Raw genomic sequence first — 11,992 nt, forward strand, 5'->3', positions numbered from 1 at the left:
TGCAGGGCATTCCCAACCACGATCTACGGGTATGGAGAACTGTGTGCCGGAACAAGCATACCAGCCGCCGCTGCGAGAGCCGATCTTCGACGGCGCTGTCGAAGAAATCGTGAATGGGACTTCGATCGCATGGGTCTTCCGCGGCTCTCGCCACACTCTCGAGGGCATGGACGTCATGATCTGCGACGGCAAGTCGCTCGCCCAGGTGATTGCCGCCATGCCGAACGCCGACCCCGAAGACGTGGAGCAGGTCTACCAGCAGCGGAAGCTGGTGATCGACGGGCCGGAGAGGGCCTGGGCCGGGATAGCGGCCTGAGGGTTTCGACCCAAGGATTGCGGGTTTCGACACAGGGTTTCCTCCCACCTGTGTCGAAAGGCTGTGCGAAACCGGTGGATGAATGGGTCGAAACATTTCGGAGCCGTGCTACCGTCCTCCCATGAACTTCCTCGACTTCATCACCCAAGACGAACTCAACGAACTTCCCGAAGACCCGCGCATGGCGTTCACAAGAATCGTCAGCTATGCGCAGGAACGGCTATCGGAGCGTCTGGTAAGCTTAGATCCGAACGACGAGAGCCAGTGGCACATAGTCGAAGATGCCTACCTCGGCTTCATGAGCCTGGTCGTCGGCTCTGCCAAACGCTTTCAGATCGAGCCCTACGCCTCTCAGCAAGTGCCGACGGTCTCGGACTTCCGCTACCAGGACTACCGGCAATTCCGGGCGGACCTCGATCATTACCTGGTGCAGATGATCATCGACAACTCGCTACGGGGACGGCGTGAGACGGTCCAGATCCCGGAGAAGGCCAAGGACCGTATACGCGGCCACCTGAACGGGCTGCGGGATTGTCTCGAGAATGCCACCCTGAACGAAGCGAAGCGTCAGGCCCTCCTCGACAAGCTCGATGCGTTCGAGAAGGAGTTGGACAGGCGACGCCTCAGCCTCGCGTCGGTGACGTGGGTCACCTTGGAAATCCTGGCGTTGCCCGGCGCCATCTGGGCATCCGCGGACATGGTCAACAAGCTCGTCACCAACATCATGCAGACGGTCGGCGAGGCGAAGGTCGCCGAGGACGAAAGTCGACGTCTTGCGCCCGTCGAGCCGCCAAAGGCGATCACCGGACCAAGACCGGAGGTTCCGGTCCCGACGCCGAGACCACGCTCAGGATCTTCCGGATATGGCGGCAGTTCCCGTGACCTGGACGACGAGATCCCCTTTTAGAATGCCAACAAGGACGACTCTGTGACGCTATACGCAGACGTGAAGAAGGCGAAGTCCGAGGAAGACGTCAAAGACATCTATATCAAGGCCCTCGGCCTGAAGAGTTACACAAAGGGTCTGATTGACATCCAGACGGACGAGGTCTGGTTCGAAGCGACTGGGAGGCTTCGTCGTTCCGAGCCGGGCGTTCGATGGCCTGAAGGGTAACTTTCCGATCGGCTTCCTGATCTGGGACACTGCAAAAAAGCGCAAGGGACCCTCGAAATCGAGACCGAGATTCTTGATCGCAAGGGTCTTTCGATCGGAGCCAAGCGATTCTACGACATGCCGGGCAATCGGCTCCTCAATACCTAGATCAAACGCGCAAAGCCGAATGGGACCGCAGCGCTACCTCTGACTAACGCTCTCCAACCGACCGAACGTGTTGGCGACGTAAGAGGCACGAAATGGGCCGACGGCGCGATCGGCGGAATGATCTGCAAGGGATCGGATCTGCAGAACGCCGGCGTCACCGCCCTCTTCTCTTCCGGCTATGCCAGCGCGGGTGGAATCCTCGTCACCGAGGATAACCTCCGAAATTCGGCAATGGTGTTCACGGTCCGGCGCCTGGTCAGGCAGACCTGGCTAAACGACCGCGACCAGTTCCTCATCCCCAACAAGCCGATCCCACCCGAATTCGCTGGCGACTGCCTGATCTGGATGATCTGTGCCGCCCATGGACCTCTCTTCGCCCGCGGTTCGGCTTGTGTTTTCGATTGTCCCAGATCGCATGAAAGTCGCAAGCCGGCTGGGCGATATTATACTTGACACACCACGGGTGACATGAGACAACAGGGACAAGGAGTTAGCCCGATGTCCGTTTTGTCCCGCCCCTATTTCCACGATGAAGCCGCCGCCTTCGCCCATGTCGAAAGCGTGTTGTGGCCTCAGGGTGCGACGTGCCCCCACTGCGGCAACTGCGGCAAGATCTACGATCTCAAGGATGTGGTCGGCAAAACGGGCAAGGTTCGCCACGGCCTCCGCAAGTGCGCCGAGTGCCGCAAACAGTTCACGGTTCGCGTCGGCACGATCTTTGAGTCCTCGCATATCCCGCTGCACAAGTGGCTCCAGGCGATCCACCTGATGACCTCCAGCAAGAAAGGCATCAGCTCGAACCAGCTTCACCGCGTTCTGGAGATCACGTTGAAGTCGGCATGGTTCCTGTCGCACCGCATTCGCGAGGCCATGCGCTCGGGTGAATTTAATCCTATGGGCGGCGCTGGCTCGACGGTGGAAGCCGACGAGACCTATTTCGGCAAGAAGGGTGGCCCTGCGCCGACCAAGACGACGACCGGCAAGCCTTTCACCAAGGGTGGCAAGGCCGGCCCGTCACACAAGCGCGCGATTGTCTCGCCGGTCGAGCGCGGCGGCAAGGTTCGTTCGTTCCATGTGGATCGCGCCGATCAGGCGACCGTCACCGCCATCGTTCGCGGCAACATCAATGCCGAAAGCGCTTTCTATACCGATGAGAGCAAGCTTTATCACAAGGTGCGCGGCGACTTCGCGGTCTCTGGTTCGGTCAAGCACAGCGCTGATGAGTACGTTCGTTATGAGGGCGACGCGGCCATCCACACCAACACGGTGGAAGGCTTCTATAGCGTCTTCAAGCGCGGCATGAAGGCGTCTATCAGCATTGCGGCGAGCGTCACCTGCACCGCTACCTCGCGGAGTTCGATTTCCGCTACAACAACCGCATCCGCCTCGGCTGCGATGACAGCGAGCGGGCTTAGCGGACGCTGGAAGGCGTGAAGGGTCGGCGGCTGACTTATGGGGGGCCTCATCCGGCCTAGGTGCGTCAAAGATTCTTGAAATCGGAACGAGGGCCACTCACTATGTGGACGTGGCCCTTATTCGGTGAACGTGCCCTTGGGTGGCACCTCTGAAAAGATAGCTGAACAGGCGGGCCACGCGGGAGGACTAATAGAAGTGCTTCGTTCCGTACTTCCATAGTTCAAATTCTGTTTGGATTTTTGGGCGGATGAGGGAATAAGATCTCTCGTCCGCTTTTTCCCATTTACGCTGTATCGCCCAAGCGCAGTAGTCAGCCACCCACAGCAACGGGTCTTTCGACGATTCGTGGAATGCGACTTCCCAACGGTCTCGCTCGATTATCTGTTGGACCGTATTGTTTACGCCTTCTTTGAAGGCGGCCTTAGTTTTCTTCTGCCCAAGAGCGGCCGCTGTGATGAGGATGCTATTGCAACGCCTCATCAAAATGGGCCCGACGTGTTTGAAGTGATAGTACCACGCGTAACGATAGAAGGTATCCTCGGTCCTTCGGATGTGCTCTCGCGCCTTAGACTTCTCTAATATCGTCGCGTCTATTCGGAAGTCGCAGCCGGCCAATGCAGCGAACACACGGTTCCGCACTTCCTGCAAATCAGATGTGGCGTGTAGCTTGTCACGATCCGGCTCTCCCGCAGCAGCGAGCGAGCGGCGGATTTGGAGCAGCTCTTCCGAAAGGGTCCACTCGTTGGCAGTTACCGTGCACAAGAGGAAATATACGCTAGCGCCGGGTTTCCGTTTGAATACGAAATCACCGGCTTCGTCGGCAAAAGAGTAGGCTGTAGCCATGGGCACCAGTGACAAGAATCAGATCGACAAATTCCGCGAAGCCGCTCGCGAACTGGAAACAGATGACGACGAGGCGCGATTCGACGCAACGCTAAAGCGGATCGCGAAGCCGCCGCCGAAAGACGCGCCGGACAAGAAGGACAAGCCCGGCCAATGAGCCGGGCTTTTTATTGAGGACTGATCATGGGCCAACCAATCGACCGTGACGGCAACGATGCGCGCTTCAGCTTATCGTTGGGTCCAGATGGCGTTTATCGCGTCGATGGGCGGGCGGTCCCAAGTGGTGACCACCCCGCCTGCCGCGTCGATGACAGCCAGTTTATCATTGCCGTCCATCACACCGATGATGTGGTTGTAAGCCGCCACGGCATCGTAGGTAGTGTTGACGTAAAACAGGGATAGTTGGAACTGGTGCCACTGCCCCAGCTCTTTGATGCGGCTCCGAACCTCATCATAGTTCTGCCCAGGCGTGTGCAGGTCGTAAGCGATGAAAAGATTAAAGGCCATCCGCATCCCCTTCCGTTGTTGAAGGCTACCCTACCTCAGCGGCTTGGTGCGTTAAGTATAATATCGCCGCCGGCTGCGCATACTCCAGCTTTTCGGTCCCTCCTTCCGCCGGATCAACCGGTTGTTTCTGCGGCAACATCCATACGTTGGTGTTCACTGAAGCGAATTTTCCCGGACTTTCCGCCGGGAACCGGTGTGCGCGTGCGGCCGTTGCGGAGCCACAGCCACAACCGAAAGGCAAAATCCATGCGCAACATATTCGTCATCACACTTCTCGCTGGCTCCGCTCTGAGCAGTTCCGCTTTCGCCCAGGCCGAGCCGACGCCGCGGCCGGAAGTGCAGGCAGAGCCCACGGCCCCGGCCGCGAATGCAGAAGCCGAGGCGGACGTCGTCGTGCAGCCGGATGCGCCGACGATCAAGCTGAACGTCCCCGAGCCCCAGGTGACGGTCGATCAGGCAGCGCCGGATGTCACCGTTTCTCAGCCGCAGCCGATCATCACCATGTCGCAGCCGGCGCCGACCATCACGGTCGACATCCCCAAGCCGACGATCACGGTCCGCATGCCCGACCCGAAAGTGAACGTCGACATGGCGCAGCCGGAGGTCTCGGTCAGCCAGGGCGAGCCGACAGTCGCGGTTGATGATTCCGGCAATGCGGCGGTAGCGACGGAGGACGGTGCCGACCAGGCCAACGTGACCGTGGATCAGGCCAACGCAAACGTCCAGGTTCAGCAGTCCGACCAGCGTCCGCAGATCAGCTACAAGAGCGAAGAGGCGAAGGTCGTCGTCAATCAGGAGGAAGGTGAGCCGAACATCGTCTACCAGAATGCCGACGGGTCGCCGATGGAGGGCTCTGAAACCGCGCAGGCTGATCAGCAGCAGACCCCGGCGGCGGGGGAACAGGCGGCAGGCGGTGAACTGGTCACTGCTACCGACAATGAGACCATGGCGATCAATCCGTCGGCGACCGGCGAACGGCAGATGACCGCCGAGGAGATCACCGCTTATGACGTCATCGACGCGAATGGCGAAACGCTCGGTGACATCGAGAACATCGTCCAGGTCGAGAACCGTCTCTTCGCCGTCATTGGATCCGGCGGCTTCCTCGGCCTCGGTGAGAAGCAGGTGGCTATCCCGCTTTCGTCGCTAATCGCGACGGAGGAAGGCATGATCGCGCCCGGCGTCTCGGAAGGTCAGATCGACGCGCTCGAAGAGTTCGAAGAGGATCAGTATCCGGAAGTTGAGAACACGATGCCGATTACTGTCGGCTCGCAGTGAGCTGCCAACTCCCGAATGAGATGGGCTACCGGTTGATCCGGCAGCCCATTTTTTTTGCGGTCAGGCTACGCTCGCCGACATCGGCCGCCGCGAGGCAATCCGGAGGACCTCGGCCCGGGCGTGCGCCCGCAGACCTTCCGGGATGTCGATGATCCGATCGACGGACTGGGTGACGCCGTCGCTTCCGAAGCAGTTGCAGGCGATGCCAGCTGCATCCCAGCCGTCGCGGGCGAGATACGTCGCCGCGAGCCATCGGCTGCAATGAGGGCACCGGTGCGCGAAGTGCTCCTGGTCCTCACCAGCGTCGTTCTTGTCCCGGAATTGCGGGTTGTATCGAAGCATGTCATCTCTCCTACTGTTGTTGTCGATGATGGTGGTCAGGCTGCGGCTTTTGCCCGGTATTTGTAGTCGACCAACCTGTCCTTTCGGCCGCCGGTCCGGTCGGTGATGACAATGCGCCAGTCGTCGTCGCAGCCCCAGCGCTGGTCGAGGCGACGCTCGAGGTCGCCGGCGAGATCGCGCACGATTTCGCCGAGGTGGGCGCGGTCAGTCGCCTCGACGACGCGGTCCTCGAGGATGCTTTCGTCGATCAGGACGAGCCCGGTCATCCGTGCTTCGACGCAAAGCTTCCGCTTCTTGTGCCAGCGCTCAGTCAACGCACCGACCTCAAAATCCCGGTAGTTCTCGAGCGGCCCGTCGGCCTCGGTGCAAGAACTGTCGACCTCGTCGATGTCTGCGAGATCGTCGGGGAGCCTGTAGACCATCAAATCATGAGCAGCGTCCGGAACCCGGATCGCGGTGTCGATCATCGAAAGACGTCCGACCTCGGCTTCGTCGAGCATGAACTCGAAGATCGTACTGATGGCGACCCCGGCGATCTCAGCGGTCGCGGTGGTCCGAGTGGCAAAATGTCCGCAGAGCAGGTTCTCGCTCGCTCTCACGATGATGAATTTCGGCATATCGTTTGTCTCCTATGGCTTGTTTCTCGGGATTGCTGCGGATCAGGCCGCCAGTCCTCGTTCCCGCAGGAACCTGGGCACCACCCGCCCCTTCCTCGGCTTCTCCTCAACCACCGCGGCGATCGTCACCTCGGCCACGGCGGCCTCTTCCTCAGCGATATCGTCGTCGTCGAGGAATCGGGCAGGCTTCTCGACCACAGGCGCAGGCTTCTCCTCGACCGGTGCCGGCGCCTCGACGACAGGCTCGATCGGGTCCGTGTGCTGCGTGATGCGAGCCCACATTTTTCGGCATTTCGAGACGTCGTCGGCGTTGTAATTGAGGACGTCTTCGTACCGGCCCGCGTCCCAGATCTCGGCGATCTGGGAGCCATCAATCGGACCTTTGCCGCCCAGGCCGAGGATCTTGCCCAAGCGGTCTTGGCTGATGAATTTGGCTCTTGGCCCCTCCCAGAGGAACATCGTGTCGCAAACTTCCGGGCTCCAGGGACGGGCATTCAGGGGCCACCAATGGGGGACCGGGACGCCGAGGATCACGGCGCGCTTCCAGAGCCAGCGAATGTCGAAACCGATGATGTTGTGCCCCGTCAGGACGGCGCCGGCGACTGCCTCATAGAATGCATTGGCCTCGGCGAAGAATCCCGAGATCAGCTGGCGTTCGGCATCCTCCGACCAGCCGTCCGGGCCGGCGGTGTGGGCACCCAGGATTTCGCCATCGGCCTTCGCCCAACAGATCGATGCCAAGCGACCGAGGCCGCCGTCCAGGGACGTCTTCCGCACAGCCTCCTCGATCGCCGCGGGCCTTTCGTTCTCCATCCACGCTGCGATCGTTTCCGGCTTCTTCATCGTCGCCGGCGGCGAGACCCCGGCGGTGATGTCGGCGATGATGTCCGGGTCGAGCGACGGGAGGGTTTCGATGTCGAAAAAAATCTTGTCGTCGATCATGCTGCTGCCCTCGATGCCGCAAGGCTCCTGTCGATTTCCATCTGGTGGAACTGCGATTCCATCTGCTGCGACCAGTGCATCGGGTCGGCGGTCACATCGGGCAGCCGCCCCTCGAGGAGGTGCCCGAAATTGTTGAACAGCATCGCGACGGCCGTGGCGTTGGCGACCGCGTCCGGCCCGGAGAACGTCGCGACCCGGTGGCCGTCGTTGTCGCCGTTGATCGCATGCTCGGCATCGACGATGACGTCGCCGTCCGGGCGGATGACGACGTACCAGGCGCCATCCGTAGGCTTGATCGAGGGGCTCATGCCGCGTCCCTTTCCTCGATCGAGATGCCGGTGATCTCGGGCAGGAAGCGCTTCTCGGCGACGCCCTTCTTCTTCCTCGGCATGATCAGCGTGTTGTCGATCTCCCGCTCCAGCTCAACGTATTCCCGGTAGAGTTCAGGACGGTGCTTCGCGGCGATCCTCAGATCCCCGACCGAGGACATGATGCAGAAGCAGCAGGACAGGCGCGTCATGCCGAGGTCGTAGGCGTAGTGGCGCTTCTGGCCGGCGCCCTCGATCGTCGCCCACACCTCCTCGAGGGTCATGGCGTGGATCGGCAGCCAGACGTACCACTCGCGACCGGCCACTCCGTGCTCCCGGTTGTATTCCACCAAGGGCTTGGCCTTGGCGCGGCCGGAACTCTCCTGGGCGCGCAGGCCGAGGCAGGTCACGACCTTCCCCCGGAAGCGAGGGTTGGCGTCCAGGTACCGCCTGACCTCGCGGTCCTGCGGGTCCCGCTTCAGGTCCGAGGTGCACTGCCGGTTCTTCGTCGTCGTGAAGCGCCCGCGATAGCGCGTCATCGAGACGAAATCCTTGTGGTTGTTCTTGCAGACGATCAGCGGCAGGTCGGCAACGCGCTCGCCGGTCTCGGTGGCGGTCATCATCGTCTGGGGAGTGCCAGACGCGGCCGCAGCAGCGAACGCGGTGACGCCGTACTGGCCGCGGAGACCAGCGAGGCGCCGGCCGAGAATGGTTCTGTTCGGATTCATATGAGTAGGCCTCTGTTCGCCTGTTTTTCGCTTACCAGCCGCGCTTTTCGCGGCGCTTCGCGACCAGCTTTTCGATGGCGCTCCCAACTCCGGGACTCACCGAACGATCGAACAGGAATGCGGGGATTCTGCCCCTGGGCGCGGTCTTCTGGCCACGCTCGCTGGGTGATTCGCCGGGCTCCGGCTGCTGCTTGTTGAAGGTCTCGTCGTCGTTCATCTGCCTGCCTGTATCGCATTCTTGGGAATCAGTATTTCTCTTAAGTGTCCCACGATATTTTTCGATATCAAGCCGTTTTGTCAGATCGACGTAACCTTTTTTCATGGCAGTCAATCCCGCGCAATTTTCACAGGCGTGCCAACATCAACCATTCGCGAATTTTTCTCTGTTGTCTCTTTCATGACTGTCGGCGATCCTCACAACATCGCAGGTTCCGGGATCTTTAGATTTTTGGACGATTATTTTGGAGGCACAGATGAGGAAGTTCCGGAATTTTTTTCGTGCGGTCATGAATGCGCTGAAATCGACGGTGCGGATTCCCGTCATCCTCGCGACCGGGGCGATCGCCTGGGTCTGGGATGTGATCGCTGGACCGCCGGTGCAGGCGGGCGAAACACAGGAGATCGTCGAGATCCCCGACAGCGAAGCAACGATGGCCCGGACCGCGATCGAAGACGCGGAGGCTGATCGCAAGCGAGAAGCGAAGATGGCCGAGATCGCGAAGACGCGGATGCCAGGGCTCGTCAAGATGGCTTGCGAGACACTGGAAGCCGGGAAGCCGCTCGACAGCGCATTCTTCGCGGAGACGGACGACGAGATGTGGATCGACCCATGGGTCCGGTCGCTGGACGCGACGGATCGGATGACGGTTCGGCACATGCCAGACGACAGCCTGCTGGCACACCTCGACGGCAGCAAGGAGCAGCACTGCCTGCCGTCCTACCAAAAGTTCGATTTCGCCGCGGCCCGGGAACGGATGGCCGAACAGGCGGAGAGAGAGCGCATCATGGGGTGGTCAGCTCTCGAGATTTTCCGCGACTTGATCGACCAGGCCGTCGACAACGACGAGGTGGACCGGGTCGACCACCTCGCCCTGTGGGTGCGGGCTCAGCGCCTCGCGGGCGTTGACGAGGAGGACATCGACCACGGCCCATATGGTCCAGACTAGAGGCTGCTGCGAATGGCCTCGAAGGCGGCCCGGTTCGCGGCAGCCAGACGCCGGCGCAGCTCGGCGTTCTCCTTCGCCAGGCCGTCGGCGCGCTTCGATTCAGAGCGGAGTGCGCCGATGAGGTCGTCGATCGACCGCCTGCTGGTCTGCCGGATGACCCGGACATGAGTTTCGGGCTGCTGCTTGCGGCGACGGCCGGTAGCATTCGCGGCGCCGACCAGGGCACCCATGATCGACATTTCCATGCCGCGTACAAAACCGTGCATCTCAAGGCCTCCTTCGCCAAATGCAGGGATATCGGAACACACAAGGATGAATAATTCACTAACGCCCAGGACGCCCCGCCTCGACAAGAGGGTGCAATCTGCTCGCCGAACGGCACGGTGGCGCGAGAACCATCCCGACCACGTCGATACCCGCCTCGTCGACCGCATCCTCCTCGAGGCGATCCTCACCACCCTGACGGACGGCAAGACCGTTCCCGCGGCGGTCTCCGCCAAGCTCCTGCCGGCGATCATCAATGCGGCCGAGTGTGGCCTCGCAGATAAAGGTCATCGAGGCGATGCAGTGAAGCTCGCGGTCGGCCGGCGCATCCGTCGGCATGCGGATGATCACGTTGTCGGCCGGGCTCTGCGGATCCGAAAACTGATGGCGACTCCGATTGCCAGAGTCCCGGAGTGACGCACTGAAACAGGCCAACTGCCGCGTTACTCCGACACTCTCCGACACGCTTGACACCTGTGCACATTATGTGTCATAATACTTTGCATGGACTCCAGAGCCCAGGCGATGAGGCCTAACGCCACGGAGTGCCGTTTGAACCAGCCGCAAGGCCCCGGCGAGAGATCGCCGGGGCCTTTTCACTAGCAAGCGAGGAAATTGGCGATGCCGACGAATGCTCTTGCCGCGATCTGCGGCGACATCGACCTCGGAGACGGAAAAAATATGGTCGAGGACAGCCGTCTAGTAGTAGCCGCCCGGCTGCATATCGCTCACGGGAAAGACCGGCGCCACCGCCCGTGCCTGGACGCCTTGATCCACGACCGGACTGCCGGTCGGGTCGTCATGGCGTCGATCACGTATCTCGACGACGAGGGCTTGAAGATCCCCTCGCCCGGTCGTCCGTACGATGCCGAATTCGAGGCCTGGGCGGACCGGAACGACGAGATCGCCGGTCGCATCGTCGAGGCCCGCGACGCGGCCCGGCGGACGATCGAATGCGGCGCCGTCGTGCCCAGGCCCCGGGAACTCATTTTCGACATCGCCAGCCGCGTCCCGGCAGCGCAGTGATGACCATGACGAAGGGCGAGAAGGTCCTTCTCTTCCGCAGCCTCATCAGCTTGTGCGGCCTGTCCCAGGTCGATGCCGCCGAGGTGCTGGGGCGCAGCCATGACTCCGTCAGGCAGAAATCCGTAGGCGGGCGGGCTGTCCTCGATCGCGATCTGGAGATCCTGAGGGGTCTGTGGCTGCGCATCGACCGAGGCGACGACAGCCTCTACGGCCGGCCGGCCGAGCATGCCGAGGCGATCAAATGGGCACGTGGCGTGTCCAAGATAGACACATCAGGAGACAGTGTGTGACGGTATTCAGAGCAATGCTCGACCAACTCGGCCTCAATGCCGAGGGCGCCGCCCGCATCCTGGGCCAGTCCCCGATCACGGTCCACCGCAAGACGCAGGGTGTCCGCAACGCCACCGACGACGACGTCCGACGCCTGCGGGATTTTTGGTGGTCGATCCAGAGCGGCGATACCGATCGGTTGCCGGACGGCGTCAGAGAAGCCGCCATGGCCCGCAAAGTCCTCAGGGGCGTCTGCGGGATCGATGGCCCCGGCCGGCGGATCTATGAAGACGAGGCCGCCTGACCTTCACAGACATCGACGACATGACCGAAGCCGCTGCGGAAAGATCCTGGGTGGCTTCGTCGATTCTACGGATCACGGCCCGTCGTGTTTGGCGTCGTCTGCATCGGTCGAGGGGCCGTCGAATTCCGGTTCCTTGCCCTCGCCGGTTTTCTTCTCCTGGCGACCCTTCTCGTCATTCTTCGACTGCGGCAATCGGGGCTTGGTGCCATCCCATTTTTCGCGAGTGCCTGACACAGCTCACTCCGCCCTTTATCAGGAATCCGAACGACGGCTCTATCGTTCCCGCTTCCCTCCATCCGTACCAACAGATCACTTTGTTGCGCGACAACCATCCTGACCGGTTGCGACAAGCATGATGGCCGCTGCCGCGGCTCGAAGGACGGGCGTAGCCCGGCCGGAGAGCC

The 11,992-nt window shown here is 61.4% G+C and carries 21 protein-coding genes and 1 pseudogene; 11 read left to right on the forward strand and 11 right to left on the reverse strand.

The features are described 5' to 3' along the window. Positions 1 to 43 precede the first annotated feature (43 nt). The 5 genes and pseudogenes from VQ042_RS06450 to VQ042_RS06470 all read left to right on the forward strand — a co-directional run bounded on the left by VQ042_RS06450 (position 44) and on the right by VQ042_RS06470 (position 2,992). The gene (locus tag VQ042_RS06450) at positions 44 to 316 is read left to right on the forward strand and encodes a hypothetical protein (RefSeq protein WP_331816758.1); all 273 of its coding nucleotides are present in this window, start codon (positions 44 to 46) and stop codon (positions 314 to 316) included. A gap of 121 nt (positions 317 to 437) precedes the next feature. Next, positions 438 to 1,223 (forward strand): hypothetical protein, encoded by a 786-nt coding sequence (locus VQ042_RS06455; protein ID WP_331816759.1) that lies wholly within the window; start codon positions 438 to 440, stop codon positions 1,221 to 1,223. A 21-nt stretch (positions 1,224 to 1,244) separates the two neighbouring features. After that, complete coding sequence (locus tag VQ042_RS06460; RefSeq protein ID WP_331816760.1) at positions 1,245 to 1,430, forward strand: hypothetical protein; 186 nt, start codon at positions 1,245 to 1,247, stop codon at positions 1,428 to 1,430. A 264-nt stretch (positions 1,431 to 1,694) separates the two neighbouring features. Beyond that, positions 1,695 to 2,030, forward strand: a complete 336-nt coding sequence (locus tag VQ042_RS06465) for a hypothetical protein (RefSeq protein WP_331816761.1) — start codon at positions 1,695 to 1,697, stop codon at positions 2,028 to 2,030. Positions 2,031 to 2,075: 45 nt separating this feature from the next. Then, positions 2,076 to 2,992, forward strand: a pseudogene (locus tag VQ042_RS06470) (IS1595 family transposase). A 187-nt stretch (positions 2,993 to 3,179) separates the two neighbouring features. Here VQ042_RS06470 and VQ042_RS06475 read toward each other — a convergent pair. Next, positions 3,180 to 3,836, reverse strand: a complete 657-nt coding sequence (locus tag VQ042_RS06475; RefSeq protein WP_331816763.1) for a DUF3800 domain-containing protein — start codon at positions 3,834 to 3,836, stop codon at positions 3,180 to 3,182. Here VQ042_RS06475 and VQ042_RS06480 point away from each other — a divergent pair. Next, positions 3,835 to 3,993 (forward strand): hypothetical protein, encoded by a 159-nt coding sequence (locus tag VQ042_RS06480; RefSeq protein WP_331816765.1) that lies wholly within the window; start codon positions 3,835 to 3,837, stop codon positions 3,991 to 3,993. The genes VQ042_RS06475 and VQ042_RS06480 overlap by 2 nt on opposite strands. Before the next feature lie 71 nt (positions 3,994 to 4,064). Here VQ042_RS06480 and VQ042_RS06485 read toward each other — a convergent pair whose 3' ends face one another. Further along, the gene (locus tag VQ042_RS06485) at positions 4,065 to 4,343 is read right to left on the reverse strand and encodes a hypothetical protein (RefSeq protein ID WP_331816766.1); all 279 of its coding nucleotides are present in this window, start codon (positions 4,341 to 4,343) and stop codon (positions 4,065 to 4,067) included. A 15-nt stretch (positions 4,344 to 4,358) separates the two neighbouring features. Here VQ042_RS06485 and VQ042_RS06490 point away from each other — a divergent pair, with 15 nt between their 5' ends. After that, on the forward strand, positions 4,359 to 5,621 hold the full coding sequence (locus tag VQ042_RS06490) for a PRC-barrel domain-containing protein (protein WP_331816768.1): 1,263 nt from the start codon (positions 4,359 to 4,361) through the stop codon (positions 5,619 to 5,621). 60 nt (positions 5,622 to 5,681) lie between these two features. Here the strand turns inward: VQ042_RS06490 and VQ042_RS06495 are convergent, their stop codons facing one another. Genes VQ042_RS06495 through VQ042_RS06520 form a run of 6 tightly spaced genes read right to left on the reverse strand, consistent with a single transcriptional unit; the run spans position 5,682 to position 8,880 of the window. Beyond that, positions 5,682 to 5,963, reverse strand: a complete 282-nt coding sequence (locus VQ042_RS06495) for a hypothetical protein (RefSeq protein WP_331816769.1) — start codon at positions 5,961 to 5,963, stop codon at positions 5,682 to 5,684. A 35-nt stretch (positions 5,964 to 5,998) separates the two neighbouring features. Further along, positions 5,999 to 6,580: a hypothetical protein gene (locus VQ042_RS06500; protein WP_331816771.1), complete on the reverse strand. Its 582-nt coding sequence runs from the start codon at positions 6,578 to 6,580 to the stop codon at positions 5,999 to 6,001. A 42-nt stretch (positions 6,581 to 6,622) separates the two neighbouring features. Next, positions 6,623 to 7,522, reverse strand: coding sequence for a hypothetical protein (locus VQ042_RS06505; RefSeq protein WP_331816773.1), 900 nt, complete (start codon positions 7,520 to 7,522; stop codon positions 6,623 to 6,625). Continuing rightward, positions 7,519 to 7,830, reverse strand: a complete 312-nt coding sequence (locus VQ042_RS06510) for a hypothetical protein (protein WP_331816775.1) — start codon at positions 7,828 to 7,830, stop codon at positions 7,519 to 7,521. Before VQ042_RS06510 ends, VQ042_RS06505 begins: the two co-directional genes overlap by 4 nt. Further along, positions 7,827 to 8,558, reverse strand: coding sequence for a phosphoadenosine phosphosulfate reductase domain-containing protein (locus tag VQ042_RS06515; protein ID WP_331816777.1), 732 nt, complete (start codon positions 8,556 to 8,558; stop codon positions 7,827 to 7,829). The genes VQ042_RS06510 and VQ042_RS06515 overlap by 4 nt, the downstream gene beginning before the upstream one ends. A 31-nt stretch (positions 8,559 to 8,589) precedes the next feature. Then, positions 8,590 to 8,880 (reverse strand): hypothetical protein, encoded by a 291-nt coding sequence (locus VQ042_RS06520; RefSeq protein ID WP_331816779.1) that lies wholly within the window; start codon positions 8,878 to 8,880, stop codon positions 8,590 to 8,592. 151 nt (positions 8,881 to 9,031) lie between these two features. Between VQ042_RS06520 and VQ042_RS06525 the strand changes: the two genes are divergently transcribed. Then, positions 9,032 to 9,724 (forward strand): hypothetical protein, encoded by a 693-nt coding sequence (locus VQ042_RS06525; RefSeq protein ID WP_331816781.1) that lies wholly within the window; start codon positions 9,032 to 9,034, stop codon positions 9,722 to 9,724. Here VQ042_RS06525 and VQ042_RS06530 read toward each other — a convergent pair. Both VQ042_RS06530 and VQ042_RS06535 read right to left on the reverse strand, forming a co-directional pair. Next, positions 9,721 to 9,990, reverse strand: a complete 270-nt coding sequence (locus VQ042_RS06530) for a hypothetical protein (protein WP_331816783.1) — start codon at positions 9,988 to 9,990, stop codon at positions 9,721 to 9,723. The genes VQ042_RS06525 and VQ042_RS06530 overlap by 4 nt on opposite strands. 58 nt (positions 9,991 to 10,048) lie before the next feature. Next, positions 10,049 to 10,339 carry a hypothetical protein gene (locus VQ042_RS06535; RefSeq protein ID WP_331816785.1) on the reverse strand — a complete coding sequence of 97 codons (291 nt, stop codon included), beginning with the start codon at positions 10,337 to 10,339 and terminating at the stop codon, positions 10,049 to 10,051. 270 nt (positions 10,340 to 10,609) lie between these two features. On the opposite strand from VQ042_RS06535, the gene VQ042_RS06540 reads away from it, so the two are divergent. The 3 genes from VQ042_RS06540 to VQ042_RS06550 are packed head-to-tail and all read left to right on the forward strand — an operon-like array spanning position 10,610 to position 11,588. Continuing rightward, positions 10,610 to 11,014 (forward strand): hypothetical protein, encoded by a 405-nt coding sequence (locus tag VQ042_RS06540; protein WP_331816787.1) that lies wholly within the window; start codon positions 10,610 to 10,612, stop codon positions 11,012 to 11,014. Further along, entirely contained in the window at positions 11,014 to 11,304 is a 291-nt protein-coding gene (locus tag VQ042_RS06545; RefSeq protein ID WP_331816789.1) for a hypothetical protein, read from the forward strand. Before VQ042_RS06540 ends, VQ042_RS06545 begins: the two co-directional genes overlap by 1 nt. Then, positions 11,301 to 11,588, forward strand: a complete 288-nt coding sequence (locus VQ042_RS06550) for a hypothetical protein (RefSeq protein ID WP_331816791.1) — start codon at positions 11,301 to 11,303, stop codon at positions 11,586 to 11,588. The genes VQ042_RS06545 and VQ042_RS06550 overlap by 4 nt, the downstream gene beginning before the upstream one ends. Positions 11,589 to 11,660: 72 nt before the next feature. Here the strand turns inward: VQ042_RS06550 and VQ042_RS06555 are convergent, their stop codons facing one another. Beyond that, on the reverse strand, positions 11,661 to 11,822 hold the full coding sequence (locus VQ042_RS06555) for a hypothetical protein (RefSeq protein WP_331816793.1): 162 nt from the start codon (positions 11,820 to 11,822) through the stop codon (positions 11,661 to 11,663). Between the last annotated feature and the right edge of the window lie 170 nt (positions 11,823 to 11,992).

The sequence above is a fragment of the Aurantimonas sp. A2-1-M11 genome, from assembly GCF_036549475.1.
GTDB lineage: Bacteria > Pseudomonadota > Alphaproteobacteria > Rhizobiales > Rhizobiaceae > Aurantimonas.

Excerpts from the sequence above, each read along its gene's own strand:
- VQ042_RS06500 (WP_331816771.1), bottom strand. The coding sequence starts at position 6,580 with ATGCCGAAATTCATCATCGTGAGAGCGAGCGAGAACCTGCTCTGCGGA.
- VQ042_RS06530 (WP_331816783.1), bottom strand. The coding sequence starts at position 9,990 with ATGCACGGTTTTGTACGCGGCATGGAAATGTCGATCATGGGTGCCCTG.
- VQ042_RS06455 (WP_331816759.1), top strand. The coding sequence starts at position 438 with ATGAACTTCCTCGACTTCATCACCCAAGACGAACTCAACGAACTTCCC.
- VQ042_RS06505 (WP_331816773.1), bottom strand. The coding sequence starts at position 7,522 with ATGATCGACGACAAGATTTTTTTCGACATCGAAACCCTCCCGTCGCTC.
- VQ042_RS06485 (WP_331816766.1), bottom strand. The coding sequence starts at position 4,343 with ATGGCCTTTAATCTTTTCATCGCTTACGACCTGCACACGCCTGGGCAG.
- VQ042_RS06510 (WP_331816775.1), bottom strand. The coding sequence starts at position 7,830 with ATGAGCCCCTCGATCAAGCCTACGGATGGCGCCTGGTACGTCGTCATC.
- VQ042_RS06520 (WP_331816779.1), bottom strand. The coding sequence starts at position 8,880 with ATGAAAAAAGGTTACGTCGATCTGACAAAACGGCTTGATATCGAAAAA.
- VQ042_RS06465 (WP_331816761.1), top strand. The coding sequence starts at position 1,695 with ATGATCTGCAAGGGATCGGATCTGCAGAACGCCGGCGTCACCGCCCTC.
- VQ042_RS06475 (WP_331816763.1), bottom strand. The coding sequence starts at position 3,836 with ATGGCTACAGCCTACTCTTTTGCCGACGAAGCCGGTGATTTCGTATTC.
- VQ042_RS06525 (WP_331816781.1), top strand. The coding sequence starts at position 9,032 with ATGAGGAAGTTCCGGAATTTTTTTCGTGCGGTCATGAATGCGCTGAAA.
- VQ042_RS06480 (WP_331816765.1), top strand. The coding sequence starts at position 3,835 with ATGGGCACCAGTGACAAGAATCAGATCGACAAATTCCGCGAAGCCGCT.
- VQ042_RS06540 (WP_331816787.1), top strand. The coding sequence starts at position 10,610 with ATGCCGACGAATGCTCTTGCCGCGATCTGCGGCGACATCGACCTCGGA.
- VQ042_RS06515 (WP_331816777.1), bottom strand. The coding sequence starts at position 8,558 with ATGAATCCGAACAGAACCATTCTCGGCCGGCGCCTCGCTGGTCTCCGC.
- VQ042_RS06495 (WP_331816769.1), bottom strand. The coding sequence starts at position 5,963 with ATGCTTCGATACAACCCGCAATTCCGGGACAAGAACGACGCTGGTGAG.
- VQ042_RS06545 (WP_331816789.1), top strand. The coding sequence starts at position 11,014 with ATGACCATGACGAAGGGCGAGAAGGTCCTTCTCTTCCGCAGCCTCATC.